Annotated in this window: 18 protein-coding genes; 7 read left to right on the top strand and 11 right to left on the bottom strand. The window is 62.3% G+C overall.

The features are described from left to right. Positions 1 to 5: 5 nt before the first annotated feature. The 7 genes from flgK to B9N88_RS06280 all read right to left on the bottom strand — a co-directional run bounded on the left by flgK (position 6) and on the right by B9N88_RS06280 (position 8,596). Entirely contained in the window at positions 6 to 2,054 is a 2,049-nt protein-coding gene (gene flgK, locus B9N88_RS06310; protein WP_027603839.1) for a flagellar hook-associated protein FlgK, read from the bottom strand. Between the two features lie 10 nt (positions 2,055 to 2,064). Next, on the bottom strand, positions 2,065 to 3,333 hold the full coding sequence (gene flgJ / locus B9N88_RS06305) for a flagellar assembly peptidoglycan hydrolase FlgJ (RefSeq protein ID WP_027603838.1): 1,269 nt from the start codon (positions 3,331 to 3,333) through the stop codon (positions 2,065 to 2,067). Positions 3,334 to 3,337: 4 nt separating this feature from the next. Continuing rightward, positions 3,338 to 4,426, bottom strand: coding sequence for a flagellar basal body P-ring protein FlgI (locus B9N88_RS06300; RefSeq protein WP_033901075.1), 1,089 nt, complete (start codon positions 4,424 to 4,426; stop codon positions 3,338 to 3,340). A gap of 27 nt (positions 4,427 to 4,453) precedes the next feature. Continuing rightward, positions 4,454 to 5,149, bottom strand: a complete 696-nt coding sequence (flgH, locus tag B9N88_RS06295; protein ID WP_027603836.1) for a flagellar basal body L-ring protein FlgH — start codon at positions 5,147 to 5,149, stop codon at positions 4,454 to 4,456. A gap of 53 nt (positions 5,150 to 5,202) precedes the next feature. Beyond that, a complete protein-coding gene (gene flgG / locus B9N88_RS06290; protein WP_027603835.1) occupies positions 5,203 to 5,988 on the bottom strand; it encodes a flagellar basal-body rod protein FlgG in 786 nt (261 codons plus the stop codon). 72 nt (positions 5,989 to 6,060) lie between these two features. Further along, positions 6,061 to 6,801, bottom strand: coding sequence for a flagellar basal body rod protein FlgF (locus B9N88_RS06285; RefSeq protein WP_027603834.1), 741 nt, complete (start codon positions 6,799 to 6,801; stop codon positions 6,061 to 6,063). Positions 6,802 to 7,033: 232 nt separating this feature from the next. Continuing rightward, entirely contained in the window at positions 7,034 to 8,596 is a 1,563-nt protein-coding gene (locus B9N88_RS06280) for a sigma-54-dependent phenylalanine hydroxylase transcriptional regulator PhhR (RefSeq protein WP_027603833.1), read from the bottom strand. A 257-nt stretch (positions 8,597 to 8,853) separates the two neighbouring features. Between B9N88_RS06280 and phhA the strand changes: the two genes are divergently transcribed. From phhA to B9N88_RS06265, 3 genes are all read left to right on the top strand, one after another. Next, complete coding sequence (gene phhA / locus B9N88_RS06275; RefSeq protein ID WP_027603832.1) at positions 8,854 to 9,645, top strand: phenylalanine 4-monooxygenase; 792 nt, start codon at positions 8,854 to 8,856, stop codon at positions 9,643 to 9,645. A gap of 105 nt (positions 9,646 to 9,750) precedes the next feature. Beyond that, positions 9,751 to 10,107, top strand: coding sequence for a 4a-hydroxytetrahydrobiopterin dehydratase (locus B9N88_RS06270; protein WP_010208721.1), 357 nt, complete (start codon positions 9,751 to 9,753; stop codon positions 10,105 to 10,107). Next, positions 10,107 to 11,300: an amino acid aminotransferase gene (locus B9N88_RS06265; RefSeq protein ID WP_027603831.1), complete on the top strand. Its 1,194-nt coding sequence runs from the start codon at positions 10,107 to 10,109 to the stop codon at positions 11,298 to 11,300. The genes B9N88_RS06270 and B9N88_RS06265 overlap by 1 nt, the downstream gene beginning before the upstream one ends. 65 nt (positions 11,301 to 11,365) lie before the next feature. Here the strand turns inward: B9N88_RS06265 and B9N88_RS06260 are convergent, their stop codons facing one another. Continuing rightward, positions 11,366 to 12,175: a UDP-2,3-diacylglucosamine diphosphatase gene (locus tag B9N88_RS06260; protein WP_027603830.1), complete on the bottom strand. Its 810-nt coding sequence runs from the start codon at positions 12,173 to 12,175 to the stop codon at positions 11,366 to 11,368. A gap of 137 nt (positions 12,176 to 12,312) precedes the next feature. Between B9N88_RS06260 and B9N88_RS06255 the strand changes: the two genes are divergently transcribed. From B9N88_RS06255 to B9N88_RS06245, 3 genes are all read left to right on the top strand, one after another. Then, positions 12,313 to 13,062 (top strand): helix-turn-helix transcriptional regulator, encoded by a 750-nt coding sequence (locus tag B9N88_RS06255; protein WP_027603829.1) that lies wholly within the window; start codon positions 12,313 to 12,315, stop codon positions 13,060 to 13,062. A 99-nt stretch (positions 13,063 to 13,161) separates the two neighbouring features. After that, positions 13,162 to 14,046, top strand: a complete 885-nt coding sequence (locus tag B9N88_RS06250; RefSeq protein ID WP_027603828.1) for a DMT family transporter — start codon at positions 13,162 to 13,164, stop codon at positions 14,044 to 14,046. A 131-nt stretch (positions 14,047 to 14,177) separates the two neighbouring features. Continuing rightward, positions 14,178 to 14,459 carry a hypothetical protein gene (locus tag B9N88_RS06245; RefSeq protein ID WP_027603827.1) on the top strand — a complete coding sequence of 94 codons (282 nt, stop codon included), beginning with the start codon at positions 14,178 to 14,180 and terminating at the stop codon, positions 14,457 to 14,459. A 41-nt stretch (positions 14,460 to 14,500) separates the two neighbouring features. Here B9N88_RS06245 and B9N88_RS06240 read toward each other — a convergent pair whose 3' ends face one another. Further along, complete coding sequence (locus tag B9N88_RS06240; RefSeq protein ID WP_027603826.1) at positions 14,501 to 14,788, bottom strand: Rdx family protein; 288 nt, start codon at positions 14,786 to 14,788, stop codon at positions 14,501 to 14,503. A gap of 84 nt (positions 14,789 to 14,872) precedes the next feature. Between B9N88_RS06240 and B9N88_RS06235 the strand changes: the two genes are divergently transcribed. Further along, the gene (locus B9N88_RS06235; RefSeq protein WP_027603825.1) at positions 14,873 to 17,062 is read left to right on the top strand and encodes a patatin-like phospholipase family protein; all 2,190 of its coding nucleotides are present in this window, start codon (positions 14,873 to 14,875) and stop codon (positions 17,060 to 17,062) included. A gap of 20 nt (positions 17,063 to 17,082) precedes the next feature. Here the strand turns inward: B9N88_RS06235 and B9N88_RS06230 are convergent, their stop codons facing one another. Both B9N88_RS06230 and recQ read right to left on the bottom strand, forming a co-directional pair. Beyond that, positions 17,083 to 17,517, bottom strand: coding sequence for a MarR family transcriptional regulator (locus B9N88_RS06230; RefSeq protein ID WP_027603824.1), 435 nt, complete (start codon positions 17,515 to 17,517; stop codon positions 17,083 to 17,085). 121 nt (positions 17,518 to 17,638) lie between these two features. Next, the gene (gene recQ / locus B9N88_RS06225) at positions 17,639 to 19,765 is read right to left on the bottom strand and encodes a DNA helicase RecQ (RefSeq protein ID WP_027603823.1); all 2,127 of its coding nucleotides are present in this window, start codon (positions 19,763 to 19,765) and stop codon (positions 17,639 to 17,641) included. Between the last annotated feature and the right edge of the window lie 71 nt (positions 19,766 to 19,836).

The following is a 19,836-nucleotide window of genomic DNA, read 5'->3' as shown; positions in this document are numbered from 1 at the left end:
CTCCCTTAAAGACTATTGATCAGCGTGCTGAAGGTTTCTTGCGCAGCCTTGATGATCTGCGACGACGCCGTGTAGTACTGCTGGAACTTGATCATGTCGCCCGCCTCCTCATCCAGGTTCACCTGGGATACGGAGTTGCGCGCGTTCTTGTTGGCGGCCAGCAGCGCACCGGTAGCGGTGTTGTCAGTGCCGGCCGAAGCGGCCTTGGCGCCGACGGTGGAGACCAGCTTGCTGTTGGCGCCCACCAGGCTGGTGCCGCCGCTGCCATCGGCCGCCAGGCCCACGGTTGCCTTGGTCTGCAGGTCGAGCAGTGCCTGGGCGTTGCGATTGTCGGACTTGCCGGTGGCATTGAACGAGAACGAGGTGCCGTCGCCGTTGGCCGGCGAACCGCCCACCGTGGTGTCGAAACTGAAGCTCTTGGCTGGCGACACCAAGGCACCGCTGGCATCACGCATCGGCACGCTGATGCTGATCTTATTGGCCTGTCCCGGAATGATGGTGCCGGAACCGATGGGATCGCCCTGGGCGTTACTCAGCGTATAAGGCTGGGTGCCATCGGCCGCCGGTTTACCGAAAACCATCTTCACCGGCATCGAGTATTCGATGCCGGTACGCAGTTGTGCCGTATCGGCACCACCCTGTATGTCCAGGGGCACGGTGAGCGTCGGCGGCGTGAAGGTGCCGGTGCCCTGGTTGGTCTTGCTGGCCTCGCCCTGCAACGGCGCGGCAAAGGCAATCTTGCTGGGGTCGCTGAGGACCGTGCCGATTTCCTTGGCGCCGTTGGCGGTGGGGCTGACCTTGAAGCTGTCACCGGCCTGCACCGTACCGCTCTTGACCGCCAGGGTGAACCCATCGATGACCGGAGGCGGCGTGGCACTGAGGTCATAGGTGCCCATGGCCTTGCCGTCGGAACGCAGTACCGTGATCTTGTTGAGGTCGGTGCCGTCGTTGAAGCTGACCTTGTAATCGAAGTTGGTCAGCTGAGTGGTGTCCTTGATCGTCACGCCCAGGGCGCCGTCGCCCAGGTTGCCTTGGGCAGCCAGGCTACGCAGGGCAACCGAGGCAGCGTTGTTGATGTCGGTGAACATCGAGGCGCCGAACTCGCCATTGAGGTCCAGGCCCTGGCCCAACTGGCTGTTGACCGTATCGGCGGTGGCAATCGCGATGCGCCCCAGGTCATTGATCGCAGGAATCAACGCGTCGCTGCGATAGCGCAACAGGCCGCCGATGCTGCCGCCGCTGATCACGTTGCCCAGGTCCATCGTCGTACCGCCGGCCGCATTGAGCTGGATCGTGTACTGGCTGGTGTCGCTCTTGCTCGGTACGGCGGAAATGGTATTGGACTTATCACCCAGCACCAGGGATTGGCCGCTACCGGTGCTGACGCTGAACACACCGTTCTTCTCAGTGGCGGTCACACCGATCAGCTCATTGAGCGAGCGCACGGCTTCGGCGCGGGAGTCCAGCAGGTTGGCCGGGGTGGTGTTCGAAGAACCCTGCACCTGGGCGATCTGCTTGTTGAGAGAGGCAATCGACGAAGTCAGTTGGTTGACCTGATCGCTCATCGAGGACAACTGGCTGTTAATGGTCTCTTTCTGCTGGCTCAACTGGCTGGAAATGGAGTTGAACCGATTGCTCAGCGTCTGGGCGTTCGTGAGCAGGATCTGGCGGGCCGAGGTATCGTTGGGGTTCGCCGAGGCGGTCTGCACAGCAGCGAAGAACGAACTGAGTACCGCCGACATGCCAGTGGTCTTGTCCGACAGGGTCTTGTCGACGGCACTGACCTGATCCAGGTAAGCCTTGGCATCGCTGTTGAGCGAGGTGCTGTTCTGGTAGGCGGTGTCCAGGTATTCGTTGTACACCCGACGCACGTCGGCCAGGGTGGTACCGCTGCCGATGAACACGCCGCCATACTGGTTCGACGCATTTGCGCTCTGGGTGGTCTGCTGACGCGAATAGCCCGCGGTATTGGCGTTGGCGATGTTGTTACTCAAGACCGACAACGATCCTTGAGCGGCGTTAAGCCCCGACATCCCGATATTGAGCAAACTCATGGTTCAGACCTTATAAATGAGTGGTCGCGCCCGCGGCAGCGTAATTCTGGTAACTGTTCATGGTTTTTGCGATCTGCGAAATCTTGCTGGCGTAGGCCGGGTCCGTGGCGTACCCGGCTTTTTGCAACTCGCGTACAAACTGTTCGGGGTTATCGGCCGATTTCACAACTTCTTTATAGCGATCATTGCTTTGCAGCAATGTCACGAGATCATGGAAGCTGTCCTGATAGGAGGCGTAGGAACGGAACTGCGCCGTTTCCTTGACCATCGCCCCATCACGAAACTCGCTGGTGATCGCACGGGCCTGGCCGCCCTGCCAGCTCTGGCCGGCCTTGATGCCGAACAGGTTGTGGCTGCTGCTGCCATCTTCGGCGCGCATCACCGACTTGCCCCAACCGGTTTCCAGGGCGGCCTGGGCCACCAGGTACTTCGGATCGACGCCGATACGCGCGGCCGCCGCCTTGGCCATCGGCAACATGGTCGCGACAAACTCATCCTGGGAGCTGAACGCCTTCTTCACCGGTGCCAATGGCGGCTGGGCCACGGCGCGGCCGTAGACCTGCATGCGCCCGCTCGGCACGGCAAACGTGCGCGCGGTGCTGTTGACCACATTGTCGGCGGCCGCGCTGTTACGCAGCGGCGCCGCCTGGGCAACGGTGGTGGTGTCGGTGCTCGGCACGATACCGGCGAGCAGGCGATCGGTCAGCTTGCTCGGCAAGGCGATACGGCGCTGGTTCATCAGTGCGATGTCGTTGCTGTGGGCCGCTGCAGCGCCCGCCTGGGGCTCCGCCACGCGATAGGCCCACAGTGGACGCTGGCCATTGGAACGCCCCAGTGGGCCCTCGGCCTGGGTGCCGGCGGCAATTTGCGTCGGCACATCGACTTTCTTGACCGCCTCGGCCGCCGCCGGGCCCTGCAAGGTGGCCGCCTGGGCGTCCACCGGCTTGTTCTTCTGCATCTGGCGCATCAGCACATCGGCCAGGCCGATGCCGCCGCCTTCGCGGGACATGGAAACCGCCAGTTGCTGGTCGTACATTTCCTGGTACTGCTTGGCGGCCGGGGTGTTCATCGGGTTGTCCTTGCCCAGGGCCTCGGTGGCCGAGCGCATGGACTTGAGCATCTCGCTCAAGAACAGCGACTCGAATTCCTGCGCCACCTTGCGCATGTTGCCTTCGCTGTTCTTGTCGCCGACCTTCAGTTGGTTCAGGCGATTCAAGTCGGAATACGAACCCGAATCCGCCGTGCTGGTCAGGCCGCTGTTACGCATGTCCATGGCCATGGCCTTAAATCACGATCAGGTCGGCTTGCAACGCGCCGGCCTGCTTCAACGCTTCGAGGATCGCCATCAAGTCGCCTGGCGCTGCGCCCACCTGGTTCACCGCACGTACAATCTCATCCAGGGTCGTGCCCGGGCCGAACTTGAACATTGGCTTGGCTTCTTGCTGGGCATTCACTCGCGAGCGTGGCACCACCGCCGTCTGGCCATTGGACAACGGCCCAGGCTGGCTGACGATCGGGTCTTCGGTGATGGTCACGGTCAGGCTGCCGTGGGTCACCGCCGCCGGCGAGACCTTGACGTTCTGGCCGATCACGATGGTACCGGTACGCGAATTGATGATGACCTTGGCCACCGCCTGGCCCGGATCGACCTCCAGGTTTTCCAGGATCGACAGGTAGTCCACGCGCTGGCTGGGGTCCAGCGGCGCGGTGACGCGGATCGAGCCGCCGTCGATGGCCTGGGCCACGCCAGGGCCGAGCATGTCGTTGATCTTGTCGACTACACGCTTGGCGGTGGTGAAGTCCGAACGGTTGAGGTTCAAGGTCAGGCTGTTGCCCTGGTTGAAACCGCTCGGCACCGTACGTTCAACCGTAGCGCCACCCGGGATACGCCCGGCCGACGGCACGTTGACGGTGATCTTCGAACCGTCGCGACCTTCAGCATCAAACCCGCCCACCACCAGGTTGCCCTGGGCGATGGCGTAGACGTTGCCGTCGATACCTTTCAGCGGGGTCATCAGCAGGGTGCCGCCCCGCAGGCTTTTGGAGTTACCGATGGACGACACGGTGATGTCGACCACCTGGCCCGGCTTGGAAAACGCCGGCAAGTCGGCACTGATCGACACCGCCGCGACGTTCTTCAACTGCACGTTGCCCGAACCCGCCGGCACCTTGATGCCGAACTGCGACAGCATGTTGTTGAAGGTCTGCAGGGTGAACGGGGTCTGGGTGGTCTGGTCGCCCGTACCGTTGAGCCCCACCACTAGGCCGTAGCCGATCAACTGGTTGGAACGCACGCCAGAGATGCTGGCGATGTCTTTCAGGCGTTCGGCCTGGGCGACTGCGCTCAGACTCAGCAGGAGTGCCGCCGCCATCAGCTGTTTGAGTTTCAAAGTGGCCACCTAGAAAGGGAACAGCGGGCTAAGGAAGAAACGGTCGAACCAGCCCGGCTGACTCGCATCAGCGAACGAACCCGTACCCGAGTAGGTAATGCGTGCATCGGCAATGCGCGTCGAGGGCACAGTGTTGTCAGTCGCAATGTCATCGGCCCGCACCATCCCGGCAATACGCACCAACTCATCACCGGTATTGAGGGTCATCCACTTTTCACCGCGTACGGCGATGATGCCGTTGGGCAACACATCCGCGACGGTCACGGTGATCGAGCCGGTGAGGCTATTGCCCTGCCCTGCGGCGCTCTTGCCGTTGGTGGCACGGTTGCCGCTGTACCCTGCGTTGAGGCTCAAGTCGCCGCTGCCCAGCGGGTTATTGGTATTCGGTACGGCACCAAACAACGAGCTCAGCCCAATGCTGTTGGTGCTGGTCTTGTCCACCTGGGAGTTGGCGTTCTTGCTGGCCGTCGTTCTCTCGTTCAGGGTGATGGTGATGATGTCACCCACGCGGAACGCCTTGCGGTCGCTGTACAGGTTCTGTTCGAAACCGGCCTGGTAGATCGAGCCATTGTTGGCCGCCGCCGGCAACGGCGTGCGCGGCAACACCGGCGCGTAGTACGGGTCATTGGGTTTTGGCGTCGGGGCGACACAGCCCGCGAGCACGGCAATCCCACTCAATGCCAGAACGGAAACATAGCGATTCATGACCCTTACCTCACGGTGTTGCAGGCGCTCTCAGGAGCACCCCATAGACTTGATTACAGATTCTGCGTTACGAACGAAAGCATCTGGTCGGCGGTGGAAATCACCTTGGAGTTCATCTCGTAGGCGCGTTGAGTGGTGATCATGTTGACCATCTCTTCAACGGTGCTGACGTTGGAGGTTTCCAGGGTGCTTTGCAGCGTGGTGCCGAAACCGTTCAGGCCAGGGGTGCCGATTTGCGGCGCGCCGCTGGAAGCGGTTTCCAGGAACAGGTTGTTACCCATCGCCTGCAGGCCGGCCGGGTTGATGAAGTCGGCGGTTTGCAGGTTGCCGATCACTTGCGACGCCGGGTTACCGGCCACGGTGATCGACACGGTGCCGTCGTTGCCGACGGTGAAGGTCTGGGCGTTGTTCGGCACGACGATAGCCGGTTCCAGGGCGAAACCGTTGGCCGTCACGATCTGGCCATTGGAGTCCAGGTGGAAGGTACCGTCACGGGTGTAGGACGTGGTCCCATCCGGCTGCAGGATCTGGAAGAAACCTTTACCGTTGATGGCCATGTCCAGCGGCTGCCCGGTCTGCTGCAGGTTACCGGCGTTGAAGTTCTTCTGGGTGCCGACGATCTTCACACCGGTACCCAGTTGCAGACCCGACGGCAATTCGCTGTCCTGGGTCGACTGGGCGCCTGGCTGGCGCTTGATCTGATAGAGCAAGTCCTGGAACTCGGCGCGATCGCGTTTGAAACCCGTGGTCGACACGTTGGCCAAGTTGTTGGAAATGGTGGTCAGGTTGGTGTCCTGGGCGGACAGGCCTGTTTTGGCAACCCATAGAGCCGGAAGCATGCTGTTCTCCTTCGTGCGCCTGTTTGTTGGCGCTGCGCTGCAAAAATTGGTGGTCGGTCAATAACGGGGCTATCAGCTCATCGCCATTACGCGGGTCATGGCCTGGTCGTCTTCCTTGGCGCTGTTCATCATCTTGATGTGCAACTCGAACTGCTTGGAAAGCGCCAGGACCGCGGTCATTTCTTCCACGGCGTTGACGTTGCTCGCCTGCAGGAAACCCGAGGTCAGCGTGACGTTCGCATCGGCGACGGCCGGCTGGCCATCCTTGGTATGGATGGTGCCATCCAGGCCTTTATTCATATTCTTGAAATCGGGCTGGACCAGCTTGATGCGGTCCACTTCAGCCATCACCCGCGGGCCTTCGCCCATGGCGCGGATGCTGATAGTGCCGTCGGCGCCCACTTCGACTTTCTGCTGCGGCGGTACGGCGATCGGGCCACCGTTGCCCATGATCGGCATGCCGTTGCCGGCGCGCAGCACACCCAGCGCATCGACGTTCATGCTGGCACTGCGCACGTAGGCTTCACCGCCATCGGGGGTTTGCACCGCCATCCAGCCATTGCCGTTCACCGCCACATCCAGGTCGCGACCGGTCTCGATCATGGCGCCAGGGCTGAAGTCGGTCGCGGGACGTTCGGTCATGGCAAACGCACGCGCCGGAAAGCTGTCACCGAACACCGGCATCGAACGCGCCTGTTCCAGGTCGCGTTGGAAACCGTTGGTGGAAATGTTCGCCAAGTTGTTGGCATGGGCCTTCTGCGCCAGTGCATTCTGGCTGGCGCCGGTCATTGCCACATAAAGGTACTTGTCCACGCTCTTTCCTCTTTCTGACGCAGGCTTGCCGCCCACCGCTGTACTGATGAGGCTTAAGCAATTTGCGAACCAACTTTTAAAAACAGGGGAAAGTCCAGGCGGGCTGGGGTTTTCGGGCAGGCAGCAGGATTTGAAGGACTGGAGATAGTCGAAAAAACGGCGGACTTATGCCGCTTACGGCAAGTACCCGTCTTACGGGTGACAGAGAACCAATGCGGGGGGGCGCAGTTGGTTATTTGTCCGCCTTGAGGATTTCGTAATCGCGCAACTTATTGGCGATGGTGGTGTGCGACACCCCCAGGCGTTTCCCCAACTGCCGGCTGCTGGGATGCTCGGCATACAGGCTCTCCAGCACCGCCTTCTCGAAGCGCCCGACGATCGCCTCCAAACCGCCCTCCAGGGAAAAGTCGCCAAGGGGTTGGCGCACGCCGTAGTCCGGCAGGCGGATGTGTTCGACCTTGACCGTCCCGCCGTCACACAGCGACACCGCCTGGAACAGCACGTTTTCCAGCTGCCGCACATTCCCCGGCCAGTGGTAGTGGCTGAGCTTGTCCATGGCGGCAGGCGCCAGCCTGGGCAACGGGCAGCCGATCTGCCGGCTGGCCTGGTCGAGAAAGTGCTCGACCAGGGGCGCAAGGCCGTCGAGGCATTCGCGCAGGGGCGGGATATGCAAGGACAGCACGTTGAGGCGGTGATAGAGGTCCTGGCGGAATTCGCCACGGGCGCAGAGTTCGGAGAGGTCCACCTGGGTGGCGCAGATCACCCGTACATCCAGGTACACCTCTTCGTCACTGCCCACGCGCCGAAAGCAGCCGTCCTGCAGGAAGCGCAGCAATTTCACCTGCAAGCGCGCGCTCATTTCCCCAACGCCATCGAGAAATAACGTACCGCCGGCCGTCAGCTCCAGCAGCCCGAGCTTGCCTTCGGCCCGCGCGCCTTCAAACGCGCCGGGGCCGTAGCCGAACAATTCGGTCTCGGCCATCGACTCGGGCAACCCGGCGCAGTTCAGCGCCATCAACGGCGATTGCCCGCGCGGGCTGGCCAGGTGGCACGCGCGCGCCAACAACTCTTTGCCGGTGCCGGTTTCGCCTTCTATTAATAGAGGCGCATCCAACGGCGCCATGCGCCGGGCTTCACGCACCACGGCGGCCATGACCTTGGAGCTTTGGAAAATACTGTCGAAACCGCGCAGCTCCTGTTTGCGCACATTGTAGATACGCTCACCCACGCGGTCGGCACGGTGCAGGGTCAACACGGCACCGGCCATGGCTTCGCTGTCGTCATGCTCGGAGGATTGCAGCGGTGCGATATCCGCCAGGAACACGTCACCCTTGACCTTGACCCGCAGGCCATTGATCCGCGATTTACTCGCGCGCACCAGTTCCGGCAAGTCGAAATCCTCGGCATAGCGCGACAGCGGAATGCCCGGCACCTCGTCCACCCGCACCCCGAGCAACTGCGCGGCCGCACGGTTGGCGGCGACGATGGAGCCGCCCATGTCGATGGACAGCACCGGAAACTCCAGGGCACCGAGCAGCGCATTGAGCTCCATATGCCGACGCTCACTGGGCATCAGCCCTACCCTTTTGACGCCAAACACCCCGGCAATCGCCTCGAACTGCGGGCGCAGCGCCTGGAATTGCATGTTCACCAGGTTCGGGCAGAACAGGTAAATGGCGTTGCCATGCTCGCCGCCCACCTCACCCTTGGCGACGTTGACGCCGTACTCCACCACCAGGTTGAGGATGTCCCGCAGGATGCCGATGCGGTTCTGGCAGTGCACTTTGATACGCATGAAAAGGCTCGAAAAGTGGGTAGGCGCCGCGTCTTTTTGTCGCTGGGCGCAGATAGTCGTCAAGATTATGTGACAGCCTGGGGGCTTTTCCCAGCCCAATACGCCAACCAGTCGCACTTCCGTAACGAATACTTTACGAAAACCAGTAATTTTTCCTACACAGCCGATGCTGAAGCCGATGGAATCTTGCCCCGCACGGCGTATCAATAGGCTCATCCCAGGACATAACAAGAACGAATGCCTAGCAGGAGAGCCGTATGAAGCAGACGCACTACGTGGCCCGCGAGCCCGATGCGCAAGGTTTTATCCACTACCCGGCGGAAGAGCACGCGGTGTGGAACACCCTGATCACCCGCCAATTGAAAGTGATCGAGGGCCGCGCGTGCCAGGAATACCTGGACGGCATCGACAAGCTCGGCCTGCCCCTGGATCGCATCCCGCAACTGGGTGAAATCAACCAGGTGCTGGCCTCGACCACCGGCTGGCAAGTCGCCCGCGTGCCGGCGCTGATCCCCTTCCAGACCTTCTTCGAATTGCTCGCCAACAAGCAGTTTCCGGTGGCGACCTTTATTCGTACCCGCGAAGAACTGGACTACCTGCAAGAGCCGGATATTTTCCACGAGATCTTTGGCCATTGCCCGCTGCTGACCAACCCCTGGTTCGCCGAGTTCACCCACACCTACGGCAAGCTCGGCCTCGCGGCCAGCAAGGAGCAACGGGTATACCTGGCGCGCCTGTACTGGATGACCATCGAGTTCGGCCTGGTGGACACCCCCGACGGTCGGCGTATCTACGGTGGCGGGATTTTGTCGTCGCCCAAGGAAAGTGTTTACTGCCTGTCCGACCAGCCTGAACATCAAGCCTTCGACCCGCTGGAAGCGATGCGCACGCCGTATCGCATCGACATCCTGCAACCGCTGTATTTCGTGCTGCCCAACCTCAAGCGCCTGTTCGAAGTGGCGCAGGAAGACATCATGGGCATGGTCGAGCGCGGCATGCAGCTTGGGTTGCATGCGCCGAAATTCCCGCCAAAACCCAAGGCCGCGTGAACCGTGGCTTTTAAGGCCAGGTGAGTCTGTTCCCCGGCCCCGCGTTGCTTTAGGGTGACGCCACTGACGACCGTTTTTAAACACTCGAATTCAGGACACCATCACATGACCACCTTGAACCAAGCCCACTGCGAAGCCTGCCGCGCCGATGCCCCGCAAGTCAGCGATGAAGAACTGCCGGTGCTGCTCAAGCAGATCCCCGACTGGAACATCGAAGTGCGCGATGGCGTGATGCAGCTGGAAAAGGTTTTCCTGTTCAAGAACTTCAAGTTCGCCCTGGCCTTTACCAACGCCATGGGTGAAATCTCCGAAGCCGAAGGCCATCACCCAGGCCTGCTCACCGAATGGGGCAAGGTCACCGTGACCTGGTGGAGCCACTCCATCAAGGGCCTGCACCGCAACGACTTCATCATGGCCGCGCGCACCGACGAAGTGGCCAAGGACGCCGAGGGCCGCAAGTAATGCATTTCGATGCCATAGGCCGGGTACCCGGCGACCCGATCCTCGGCTTGATGGACCTGTATGCCCAGGACGCCAACCCGAACAAGTTCGACCTTGGCGTGGGCGTCTATAAGGACGACCAGGGCCTGACGCCGATTCCCGCTTCGGTAAAGCGCGCCGAGCAGCGCCTGGTCGACACCCAGGCCACCAAGACCTATATCGGCGGCCACGGCGATGCAGCGTTCGGCAGCCTGATCAGCGAACTGGTGCTGGGCGCCGACTCCGCCCTGCTGCGCGAACACCGTGCCGGCGCCACTCAAACCCCAGGCGGCACCGGCGCCCTGCGCCTGAGCGCCGACTTTATCGCCCACAACCTGCCCGGCCGTGGCGTGTGGTTGAGCGACCCGACCTGGCCGATCCACGAAACCATCTTTGCCAAGGCCGGGCTCAAGGTCAGCCATTACCCCTACGTGGGCGCGGATAACCGCCTGGATGTGGCGGCGATGCTGGCAACCCTCTCCACCGTGCCCAAGGGCGACGTGGTCTTGCTGCACGCCTGCTGCCATAACCCGACCGGCTTCGACCTGTCCCAGGATGACTGGCGCCAGGTGCTGCACATCGTGCGTGAGCGCCAGTTGCTGCCGCTGATCGACTTCGCCTACCAGGGCTTTGGCGACGGCCTGGAGCAGGACGCCTGGGCGGTGCGCTTGTTTGCAGCTGAACTGCCGGAAGTATTGATCACCAGTTCGTGCTCGAAGAACTTCGGCCTGTACCGCGACCGTGTCGGCGCGCTGATCGTGGGTGCGGCGGATGCCGAGAAGCTGATGGATGTACGCAGCCAGCTGGCAAACACTGCGCGCAACCTGTGGTCGACGCCGCCGGACCATGGTGCGGCAGTGGTCGCGACCATCCTGGGGGATGCCGAGCTGAAACAGCAGTGGAGCGAGGAAGTCGAAGCCATGCGTGCGCGAATCGCGCAGTTGCGTTCCGGACTGGTGGAGGCGTTGGCGCCCCATGGTCTATCGGAACGGTTTGCGCACATTGGGGCGCAACGCGGGATGTTTTCCTACACCGGTTTGAGTGCCGAACAGGTCAAGCAACTGCGCGAGAAGCACAGCGTGTATATGGTCAGTTCGGGACGGGCCAACGTGGCGGGGATCGATGCGACACGCCTGACGCTCCTGGCAGAAGCCATCGCCGACGTCTCCCACTGACGAAACCGGGACTGAAAATGTGGGAGGGGGCTTGCTCCCTCCCACATTTTGACCGAGCACACCCCTCAGCTGGCGACCATCTCGGCTTTCAGCAGCGCTTCTTTCGCCTGCGCATCCGCCAAGCGATACAACTCGATGCTCCCATCCCAGTGCTCGATCAACGCCGTGCACGACTCCACCCAATCCCCGCAGTTGAGGTAATCCACCTCGCCCACCTTGCGAATCTCCGCATGGTGGATATGCCCGCACACCACGCCATGCAACTCGCGCCGGGTCACTTCGTGGGCGATGGCTTCTTCAAAATCGCTGATAAAGCTCACGGCGGTTTTGACCTTGTGTTTCAGGTACGCCGACAAAGACCAGTAGCCATAGCCGTAGCGGGCGCGCCAGTGGTTCAACCAGCGGTTCAAGGTGAGGGTGAACTCGTAGGCCGAGTCGCCCAGGAACGCCAGCCAACGGTGGTAGCGGGTGATCACATCGAACTGGTCGCCGTGGATCACCAGCAGATGGCGACCGTCGGCCGTCACGTGCACCGCCTCATCCACCAACTGGATATTGCCCAGGATCAGCTTGGAGTAGCGGCGCAGGAACTCGTCGTGGTTGCCGGTCACGTAGATCACCTCGGTCCCGCGCTTGGCCATGGTCAGCAGGCGACGGATCACGTTGGTGTGGGCCTGGGGCCAATACATGCCGCCGCGCATTTTCCAGCCGTCGATGATATCGCCCACCAGGTAGACCTTATCGGCGTGGTAGCCCTTGAGGAACTGCGACAGGTGTTCGGCTTGGCAATCCCGGGTGCCCAGGTGCACGTCGGAAATCCACAGGGTACGAACCCGCTGCTTGCGGCTGGGCTTGGTGAACTCGGCACTGGTCATGGGCATCCCTCGACGCTGTTTTCGCGAGCTTGCGCCCTGGCGATTAATAGCCCATGACAGTCGTGCGTCAGTCCGATGACAGCGCCCGCCGGCCGCGAAGCGTTGTAGACTGGCGGCCTGCCGCCCAGGAGACCGCGATGAGACCGTCGCTCACGCTACGCCACTACCTCGAAGCGCCCATCGCCCACAGCCATGACCATGCACAGTTGGTGTTCGGCCTGTCCGGCCACCTGGACCTGGAAGTCGACGGCCGTGGCAGCCAGGTGCGCGAAAGCAGCGTGATGGTGCTGCCCTTCTCCGCCCACCACGCCTGTGGCAGTCGCGATGGCAGCCGCTGCCTGGTGCTGGATGTGCCCACGGAGCATTGGCTCCTGCAATCCCTGGGCGAACACGCCGACGCCAGCCGCCGCCTGCTCGATCAACCGGCACGCCTGGCCCTGGATCCCCGGCAACACCAACTGGTGCAATGGCTGGCGCACGGCCCCGTGGATGATCCACTGATCGTCCAACAGGGTGCGGTGCTGTTGCTGGCCAGCCTCAATCATCCGCAGGCCCCGCAGGTGCCGGGCCGCCGCCTGCCGTATGCGGCATTCAATGCGCATATCGAGCGACACGTCGCCCATCCGTTGCAGGTCGCCGACCTGGCGCGTATCGCCGGCCTGTCGGTGGCGCGCCTGCATGCGCGCTTCATCGCCGAATGCGGGCAGACGCCCATGGATTACATCCGCAGCCGGCGCCTGCAACTGGCCCTGAACCTGCTGCGCGAGACGCCGCTGCCCATCGGTGAAATCGCCGAGCGGGTGGGCTACACCTCACAAAGTGCCTTTGCCGCCGCTATGCTGCGTGAATTCGGCGCCTCTCCCGGCGCGTTGCGGCGCGCCCCATAGGGCGAGCCTTGCGCTAAAAATCGCGAGTCCCACGACAGACGCACACACCTGCACCCTCTAGACTGCGAACCTGTCACTCCCGTTGGTTCAAGGATCGCAATGACTCCCCGCTCAGCCCTCGGCGCCTTGCATATCGGCGCATTGATGTTTGGCCTCACCGGCGTATTCGGCAAGCTGGCGGCCGCCTCCCCGGCCATCATCGTCTTCGGTCGTGCCGCATTTGCCGTGATTGCCCTGGCAGTGTTTGCGCGCTTCGCCAGCAACGCCCCCTGGAAAACCCTGGCGCCGCAGGACTGGCGTCGCCTGCTGGTCAGCGGCGTGTTGCTGGCGGCGCATTGGGTGACGTTCTTCATTGCCGTCAAGGTCGCCGGCGTGGCCGTCGCCACGCTGGGGTTCACCGCATTCCCGGCGTTTACCGTGATCCTCGAAGGGCTGATCTTCCGCGAGCGTATTCGCGCCAATGAGATCGTGCTGGTGGCCCTGGTCACCGTTGGCCTGGTGCTGGTGACGCCGGACTTCAATCTCGCCAGCGAAGCCACGGGCGGCCTGCTTTGGGGAATTGTCTCGGGCTTGCTGTTCTCATTGTTGTCGCTGAACAACCGCGCCAGCTCCGGACGGATTCCCGCCGTGCAGGCAGCGCTGTGCCAGAACGTGGTGGTCGCGGTGTGCCTGCTGCCCGTGGCCGCGCCGGGGCTGGCGGACGTTCGCGCGCTGGATTGGTTGTGGATCGGCCTGCTTGGGGTGTTCTGCACCGGCCTGGCCCACAGCCTGTTTGTCGCCAGCCTCGCGGTGATCAAGGCACGCACCGCCTCGGTGGTGTTCGCCATGGAGCCGGTCTATGGCATCACGGTAGCCTGGCTGCTGTTTGCCGAAACCCCGACCCTGCGCATGCTGTTGGGCGGCGCGTTGATCATCGTCGCCATCGTGCTTTCCGGGCTGATGGGCAGCGCCAGCCAGGCCAAGCAGCCCGCTGCAACGGCCTGATCTATACTTTAAACATCCGCAACAGTCAGCCGTCGTTCAACGGATACAGACTCCTCGACGACAGCCATGGTGTTTTCTGCAGTTGCTGCACGCGAGTGGTCACTCCATCAACGCGATGCAGGGGTTTCATCATGGAAATGTTCATCAGCTTGTTGGTTCAGATCATCAGCGGTGCCGTCGGTGGCAATTTGGCCGGCATGACCAAACAAAGCCTGGGCACCGGGCTCAATACCATGCTGGGGGGTGTCGGCGGGCTCGTGCTGGGCCAGGTCGTAGCCGCGCTGACCGGCACATCGGGCGGCGAGGCGCTGGATGTGGCAGCAGTCGGCAGCAATATCGTCGGCGGCGGCGTGGGCGGCCTGGTGCTGACCTGGGTCGTGGGCTTCATCAAAAGCAAGATGGCCGCCAAATAGCGGCGCACTGAGGGGTCACCGCCCTGATGTAGCGGTGACCTTCATGGCGTACGGTCGTTGTGGCCCAGGTCGCGGTGTGGGTCGATCTGGTCGCGCACCCGTTGCTTGAGCACCTTGGCTTCAGGGAAGCCACCATCCGCCTTGCGCTCCCAGATCTGCACACCGTCGCAGGTGATCCGAAACGCACCGCCGGTGGCCGGCTCCAGCGCCACCCGGCCGAGGTCATCGGCAAACGTACTCAACAACTCCTGCGCCAGCCACGCGGCGCGCAGCAGCCACTGGCACTGGGTGCAATAGGTGATGACAATCTCGGGTTTGCTCAACGACATAATTTGAGAGGCTCCTGGCGTAACGGGCTCGGTGGATCGGATGGCTATAATACCGGCCTTTATCGCCCAGCCTCGAGATTCATGATGCGCCGCCTGTTGTCCTGCCTGTTCCTGTGCCTGCTCCCGCTTCTTGCCGACGCCGTTGAGACGCCCCGCCCCAAAATCGGCCTGGTGCTGTCCGGCGGTGCCGCCCGAGGCCTGGCCCATATCGGCGTGCTCAAGGCCCTGGAGGAACAGGGTATTCATATCGACGCGATTGCCGGCACCAGCATGGGCGCGGTGATTGGCGGGCTGTATGCGTCGGGCTACAAGATCGATGAGCTGGAAAAACTGGCCCTGGGCATCGACTGGCAACAGGCGCTGTCCGACGCACCGCCACGGGAAGACGTGCCGTTTCGACGCAAGCAGGATGACCGGGATTTCCTGGTCAAGCAGAAACTCAGCTTCCGCGATGACGGCAGCCTCGGCCTGCCCCTTGGCGTGATCCAGGGCCAGAACCTGGCGCTGTTGCTGGAAAGCATGTTCGCCCATACCAGCAACACGCGTAATTTCGACAAGCTGCCGATCCCCTTTCGCGCCGTGGCCACCGACATCACCACCGGCGAGAAAGTGGTATTCAGCAAGGGCCACCTGCCCCAGGTGATCCGCGCCAGCATGTCGATCCCGGCCGTATTCGCGCCGGTGGAGCTGGATGGCCGTCTGCTGGTGGATGGCGGCATGACCGATAACATCCCACTGGATGTGGCGCGTGAGATGGGCGTGGACATCGCCATCGTGGTCGACATCGGCACCCCGCTGCGTTCACGCAAGCAACTGGCAACGGTGGTGGACGTGCTCAACCAGTCCATCACCCTGATGACCCGGCGCAACTCCGAAGAACAACTCAAGGCCCTGCAGCCCAGGGACGTCCTGATCCAGCCGCCCCTGGCCGCCTATGGCGTGACGGATTTCGGCCGCGCCAAGGACATGATCGACGCCGGCTACCGCGCCACCCGCGCCCTTGACGTTCGCCTGGCCCATTTGCGCCCCGCCGAGCCGATCGACCCGCAACTGGTAGCCGCGCGTACCCCGGGCGAACGCACCCCGGTGATCACCGCGATCAAGGTGGAGAACGACTCGAAGGTCAGCGACGACGTGATCCGCTACTACATCCGCCAACCGTTGGGCCAACCGCTGGAACTTGGCCGCCTGCAGACCGACATGGGCACCCTGTATGGCCTGGATTACTTCGAGCAGGTGCAATACCGCGTGGTGAAAAAGGGCCAGGACAACACCCTGGTGATCAGCGCGCGCGGCAAACGCAGCGGCACCGACTACCTGCGCCTGGGCCTGAACCTGTCGGACGATATGCGCGGCGACAGCGCCTTCAACCTCGGCGCCAGCTACCGCATGAACGGCATCAATCGCCTGGGCGCCGAGTGGCTGACGCGGGTGCAGATCGGTGATCGGCAGGAGCTTTACAGCGAGTTCTACCAGCCGATGGATACCGGTTCGCGCTACTTTGTCGCGCCGTATATCAGCGCCCAGGCACAGAACGTCGAGCTGATCCTGGACAACGACCCCATCTCCGAATACCGCCTGGAACGCTACGGTTTCGGCCTCAACGTGGGGCGGCAGATCGGCAACAGCGGCGAGATCCGCTTCGGTGTCGGCGAGGCCTGGGGCAAGGCGGATGTGCGCATCGGCGACCGCGACCTGCCAAGTGTGAGCTTCAGCGAAGGCTTCTATGAACTGAAGTATTCCTTCGACTCCCTGGATAACGTGTACTTCCCCCACAGCGGCGAGGACATTGGCCTGGCGTTTCGCGAATTCGAACCGGGGCTGGGCTCGGACCAGCGCTATCGACAATGGGAGTTCAAGCTGGACAAGGCCATGAGCCACGGTCCGGACACGCTGGTGCTGGGCGGGCGCTACGGGCGCACCCTGGATGATTCGGACGTGGTGATTTCCAGCTTCCTGCTGGGCGGTGCGCGGCAGTTATCGGGCTTCCGCCAGGATGCGATTTCCGGGCAGAACATCAGCTTGATGCGCGCGGTGTACTACCGCCGGCTGACACCGCGCTCCTATCTGCCGCTGGATTTCCCGCTGTACCTGGGCGCGTCCCTGGAACGCGGCCGGGCGTGGAACAACGACAATGAGTTCGACAGCGGCTATATCAACGCCGCGAGTATTTTTCTCGGGTTTGATACGCCGCTGGGGCCGCTGAATTTCAGCTATGGGTTCAACGATGATAATCAGAAGGCGGTGTACCTGAACCTCGGGCAAACCTTCTAACCCTTGCTACAGGGCTCGGATCAGGATTTTTCCAGGTTTGCCAGGATGTGCCCATGCACCCGCATGCAGACACGCATATCTTCTTCGTCAATGCCCACAAACAGCTCGTGACGCAATGCCGTGGCGATAGTCTCGATCTGCTCGATCAACGGCTTGGCGGTGTCACACAGCAGGATGCGCTTGGCGCGACGGTCCTCCACCACGGCCTGGCGTTGCACCAGGCCCTGGCCTTCGAGGCTGTCGAGCAACCGGGCCAGGGTCGGCCCTTCTACGCCGACGCTTTGCGCCAACTCACGCTGGGTGGGGGCCTCTTCAAAACGGGCCAGGTGCAGCAGCACCAGCCAGCGCGCCTGGGACAGGCCCAACCCGGCCAAACGGCGGTCGAGCTCGGCGCGCCAACCTCGGGACATTTGCGCCAGCTGCATGCCAAAACGGTGTTGATCGGTTAACGGCATAAAAAACTCATGGTTTAGACTGAAAATAAAGTATGGCTAATTATTAGTCAGCTAAGCATGAGCCATGTCACTAGGCAAGAGTTGCTATGTACTGATTCGTTACATTGTCGTAATTGGCACACTAAATTTCGAATTCAGACTGCAAAGCGGCCCGCACGCAGTACAAAACCCCTTCAGGAACACGCCCGGTAAACAGCGGTGTAATCTCCGCAACTGGTGGCAATTCGCCTTCTCCGTCCAGGAATGCATCCTGGATTTCGCCGAGCAAATCTTCCGGCAAATCAAGGGCCTGCTCCAATGACAACTGCTGCTTGCCGATGGCTTCGGCCAGCAAGGTATAGACGTTTTTCTCCGTGCATTGCAGCTGGCCGGCGATCTGGATCGGGGTCATGCCGGCGCGGGCCAGGCTGATCAGCTCATGGCGAATATCGGCGATTTCCTTCGGCGCTTCGGCCTGGCCACCGAGCACTTCGAGGAACGCCTGGCCGTAGCGCTCCAGCTTGCGCGCACCGACGCCGCTGACCCGCGCCATTTCGGCCATGGTGGTGGGCTGCTCGCGCAGCATTTCCAGCAAGGTGGAGTCGGGGAAAATAACGTACGGCGGCACGCTGTGTTCCTGGGCCAGTTTGCGTCGCAGGGTACGCAGGGCTTCCCACTGTTCGCGCTCCTCGCCTCGTACAAGCTGGCTGGCCTGGCTGGTGCTGGTCTTGGCGGTGGTTTGCGGCTTGAGGTCGCGGCGCAGCTCCAGGCTCACCTCGCCCTTGAGCAGCGGCCGGCAGCTGTCGTTCAGGCGCAGGCCGCCGTACCCTTCGATATCGATGTCCACCAGGCCACGCGCGACCATCTGCCGGAACAGCGAACGCCACTCGCCCTCGGCACGGGCCTTGCCGACGCCGTAGACCGAGAGTTTCTCGTGGCCGAAGCTGCGCACTTTTTCGTTGTCCTTGCCCAGCAATACATCCACCAGATGACCGACGCCATAACGCTGGCCGGTGCGGTAGATCGTCGACAGTGCCTGGCGCGCGGGCTCGGTGGCGTCCCAGGTCTGCACCCCATCGATGCAGTTATCGCAGTGACCGCACGGTTGCGGCATGTCCTCGTCGAAGTAGGCCAGCAAGGTCTGGCGGCGGCAGCGGGTCTCTTCACACAACGAGAGCATCGCGTCGAGCTTGTGCTGCTCCAGGCGCTTGTGGCGCTCATCGCCTTCGGAGTTCTGCAGCATCTGCTTGAGCATCACCACATCTTGCAGGCCGTAGACCATCCAGGCATCCGCCGGCAGGCCATCACGGCCGGCACGCCCGGTCTCCTGATAATAGGCCTCGAGGGACTTGGGCAGGTCCATATGGGCGACGAAGCGCACGTTGGATTTGTCGATGCCCATGCCGAACGCGATGGTGGCCACCATGATCAGGCCTTCCTCGTTGAGGAAGCGCTTCTGGTGGGCAGCGCGCGTTTCGTTGGGCAGGCCGGCGTGGTACGGCAGCGCCGGGTAACCCTGTTCGCAGAGGAACGCGGCCACTTCATCGACCTTCTTGCGCGACAGGCAATAGACAATGCCCGCATCGCTGCGCCGCTCGGAGAGAAACGCCAGCAACTGCTTGCGCGGCTGCTCCTTGGGCACGATGCGGTAGAAAATATTCGGCCGGTCGAAGCTCGACAGGAACCGCTCGGCGTTCTGCAGGTGCAGGCGCTCGACGATTTCTTCACGGGTGCGCTTGTCGGCCGTGGCGGTCAGGGCGATGCGCGGGACGTCCGGGAACAGCTCCGCCAGTTGACCGAGCTGCAAATATTCGCGGCGGAAATCATGCCCCCATTGCGATACGCAGTGGGCTTCGTCGATGGCGAACAGGGCAATTTCCAGGCTCTGCAAAAACGCCAGCATGCGCGGCTGCACCAGGCGCTCAGGTGCCAGGTAAAGCATCTTCACTTCACCGCGCTTGATCCGCGCGGCCAGGTCGCGTTGCTGCTCGGCACTGAGGGTGGAGTTCAAGGCGGCGGCGGCAACGCCGAGTTCTTCCAGGGTCGCAACCTGGTCGTCCATCAACGCGATCAGGGGCGACACCACCACTGCCAGCCCGTTGCGCAACAACGCCGGCACCTGGAAGCACAACGACTTGCCACCACCGGTAGGCATCAGGACCAGGGCATCACCGCCCTTGGCCACGCGCTCAATGATCGCACCCTGGCGGCCACGAAAACTGTCGTAGCCGAAGATGTCCTTGAGGACGCGTTGAGCCTGATCGAGCATGTATAACTCCAACAAAATAGTGCCGAAATCCCTCTGTACAGGCTGGTCGAAAAAATGCGGGCTCACGGAAA

This window comes from Pseudomonas sp. LAMO17WK12:I1, from assembly GCF_900177315.1.
Lineage (GTDB): Bacteria > Pseudomonadota > Gammaproteobacteria > Pseudomonadales > Pseudomonadaceae > Aquipseudomonas > Aquipseudomonas marginalis.
Note: the sequence above shows the minus strand (reverse complement) of the source record. Positions and strands in the feature narration are given on the sequence as shown.

Excerpts from the sequence above, each read along its gene's own strand:
- phhA (WP_027603832.1), top strand. The coding sequence starts at position 8,854 with ATGAAGCAGACGCACTACGTGGCCCGCGAGCCCGATGCGCAAGGTTTT.
- recQ (WP_027603823.1), bottom strand. The coding sequence starts at position 19,765 with ATGCTCGATCAGGCTCAACGCGTCCTCAAGGACATCTTCGGCTACGAC.
- B9N88_RS06240 (WP_027603826.1), bottom strand. The coding sequence starts at position 14,788 with ATGTCGTTGAGCAAACCCGAGATTGTCATCACCTATTGCACCCAGTGC.
- B9N88_RS06235 (WP_027603825.1), top strand. The coding sequence starts at position 14,873 with ATGCGCCGCCTGTTGTCCTGCCTGTTCCTGTGCCTGCTCCCGCTTCTT.
- B9N88_RS06245 (WP_027603827.1), top strand. The coding sequence starts at position 14,178 with ATGGAAATGTTCATCAGCTTGTTGGTTCAGATCATCAGCGGTGCCGTC.
- B9N88_RS06280 (WP_027603833.1), bottom strand. The coding sequence starts at position 8,596 with ATGCGTATCAAAGTGCACTGCCAGAACCGCATCGGCATCCTGCGGGAC.
- flgJ (WP_027603838.1), bottom strand. The coding sequence starts at position 3,333 with ATGGCCATGGACATGCGTAACAGCGGCCTGACCAGCACGGCGGATTCG.
- B9N88_RS06230 (WP_027603824.1), bottom strand. The coding sequence starts at position 17,517 with ATGCCGTTAACCGATCAACACCGTTTTGGCATGCAGCTGGCGCAAATG.
- B9N88_RS06270 (WP_010208721.1), top strand. The coding sequence starts at position 9,751 with ATGACCACCTTGAACCAAGCCCACTGCGAAGCCTGCCGCGCCGATGCC.
- flgK (WP_027603839.1), bottom strand. The coding sequence starts at position 2,054 with ATGAGTTTGCTCAATATCGGGATGTCGGGGCTTAACGCCGCTCAAGGA.
- B9N88_RS06300 (WP_033901075.1), bottom strand. The coding sequence starts at position 4,426 with ATGGCGGCGGCACTCCTGCTGAGTCTGAGCGCAGTCGCCCAGGCCGAA.
- flgG (WP_027603835.1), bottom strand. The coding sequence starts at position 5,988 with ATGCTTCCGGCTCTATGGGTTGCCAAAACAGGCCTGTCCGCCCAGGAC.
- flgH (WP_027603836.1), bottom strand. The coding sequence starts at position 5,149 with ATGAATCGCTATGTTTCCGTTCTGGCATTGAGTGGGATTGCCGTGCTC.
- B9N88_RS06265 (WP_027603831.1), top strand. The coding sequence starts at position 10,107 with ATGCATTTCGATGCCATAGGCCGGGTACCCGGCGACCCGATCCTCGGC.
- B9N88_RS06250 (WP_027603828.1), top strand. The coding sequence starts at position 13,162 with ATGACTCCCCGCTCAGCCCTCGGCGCCTTGCATATCGGCGCATTGATG.
- B9N88_RS06255 (WP_027603829.1), top strand. The coding sequence starts at position 12,313 with ATGAGACCGTCGCTCACGCTACGCCACTACCTCGAAGCGCCCATCGCC.
- B9N88_RS06260 (WP_027603830.1), bottom strand. The coding sequence starts at position 12,175 with ATGACCAGTGCCGAGTTCACCAAGCCCAGCCGCAAGCAGCGGGTTCGT.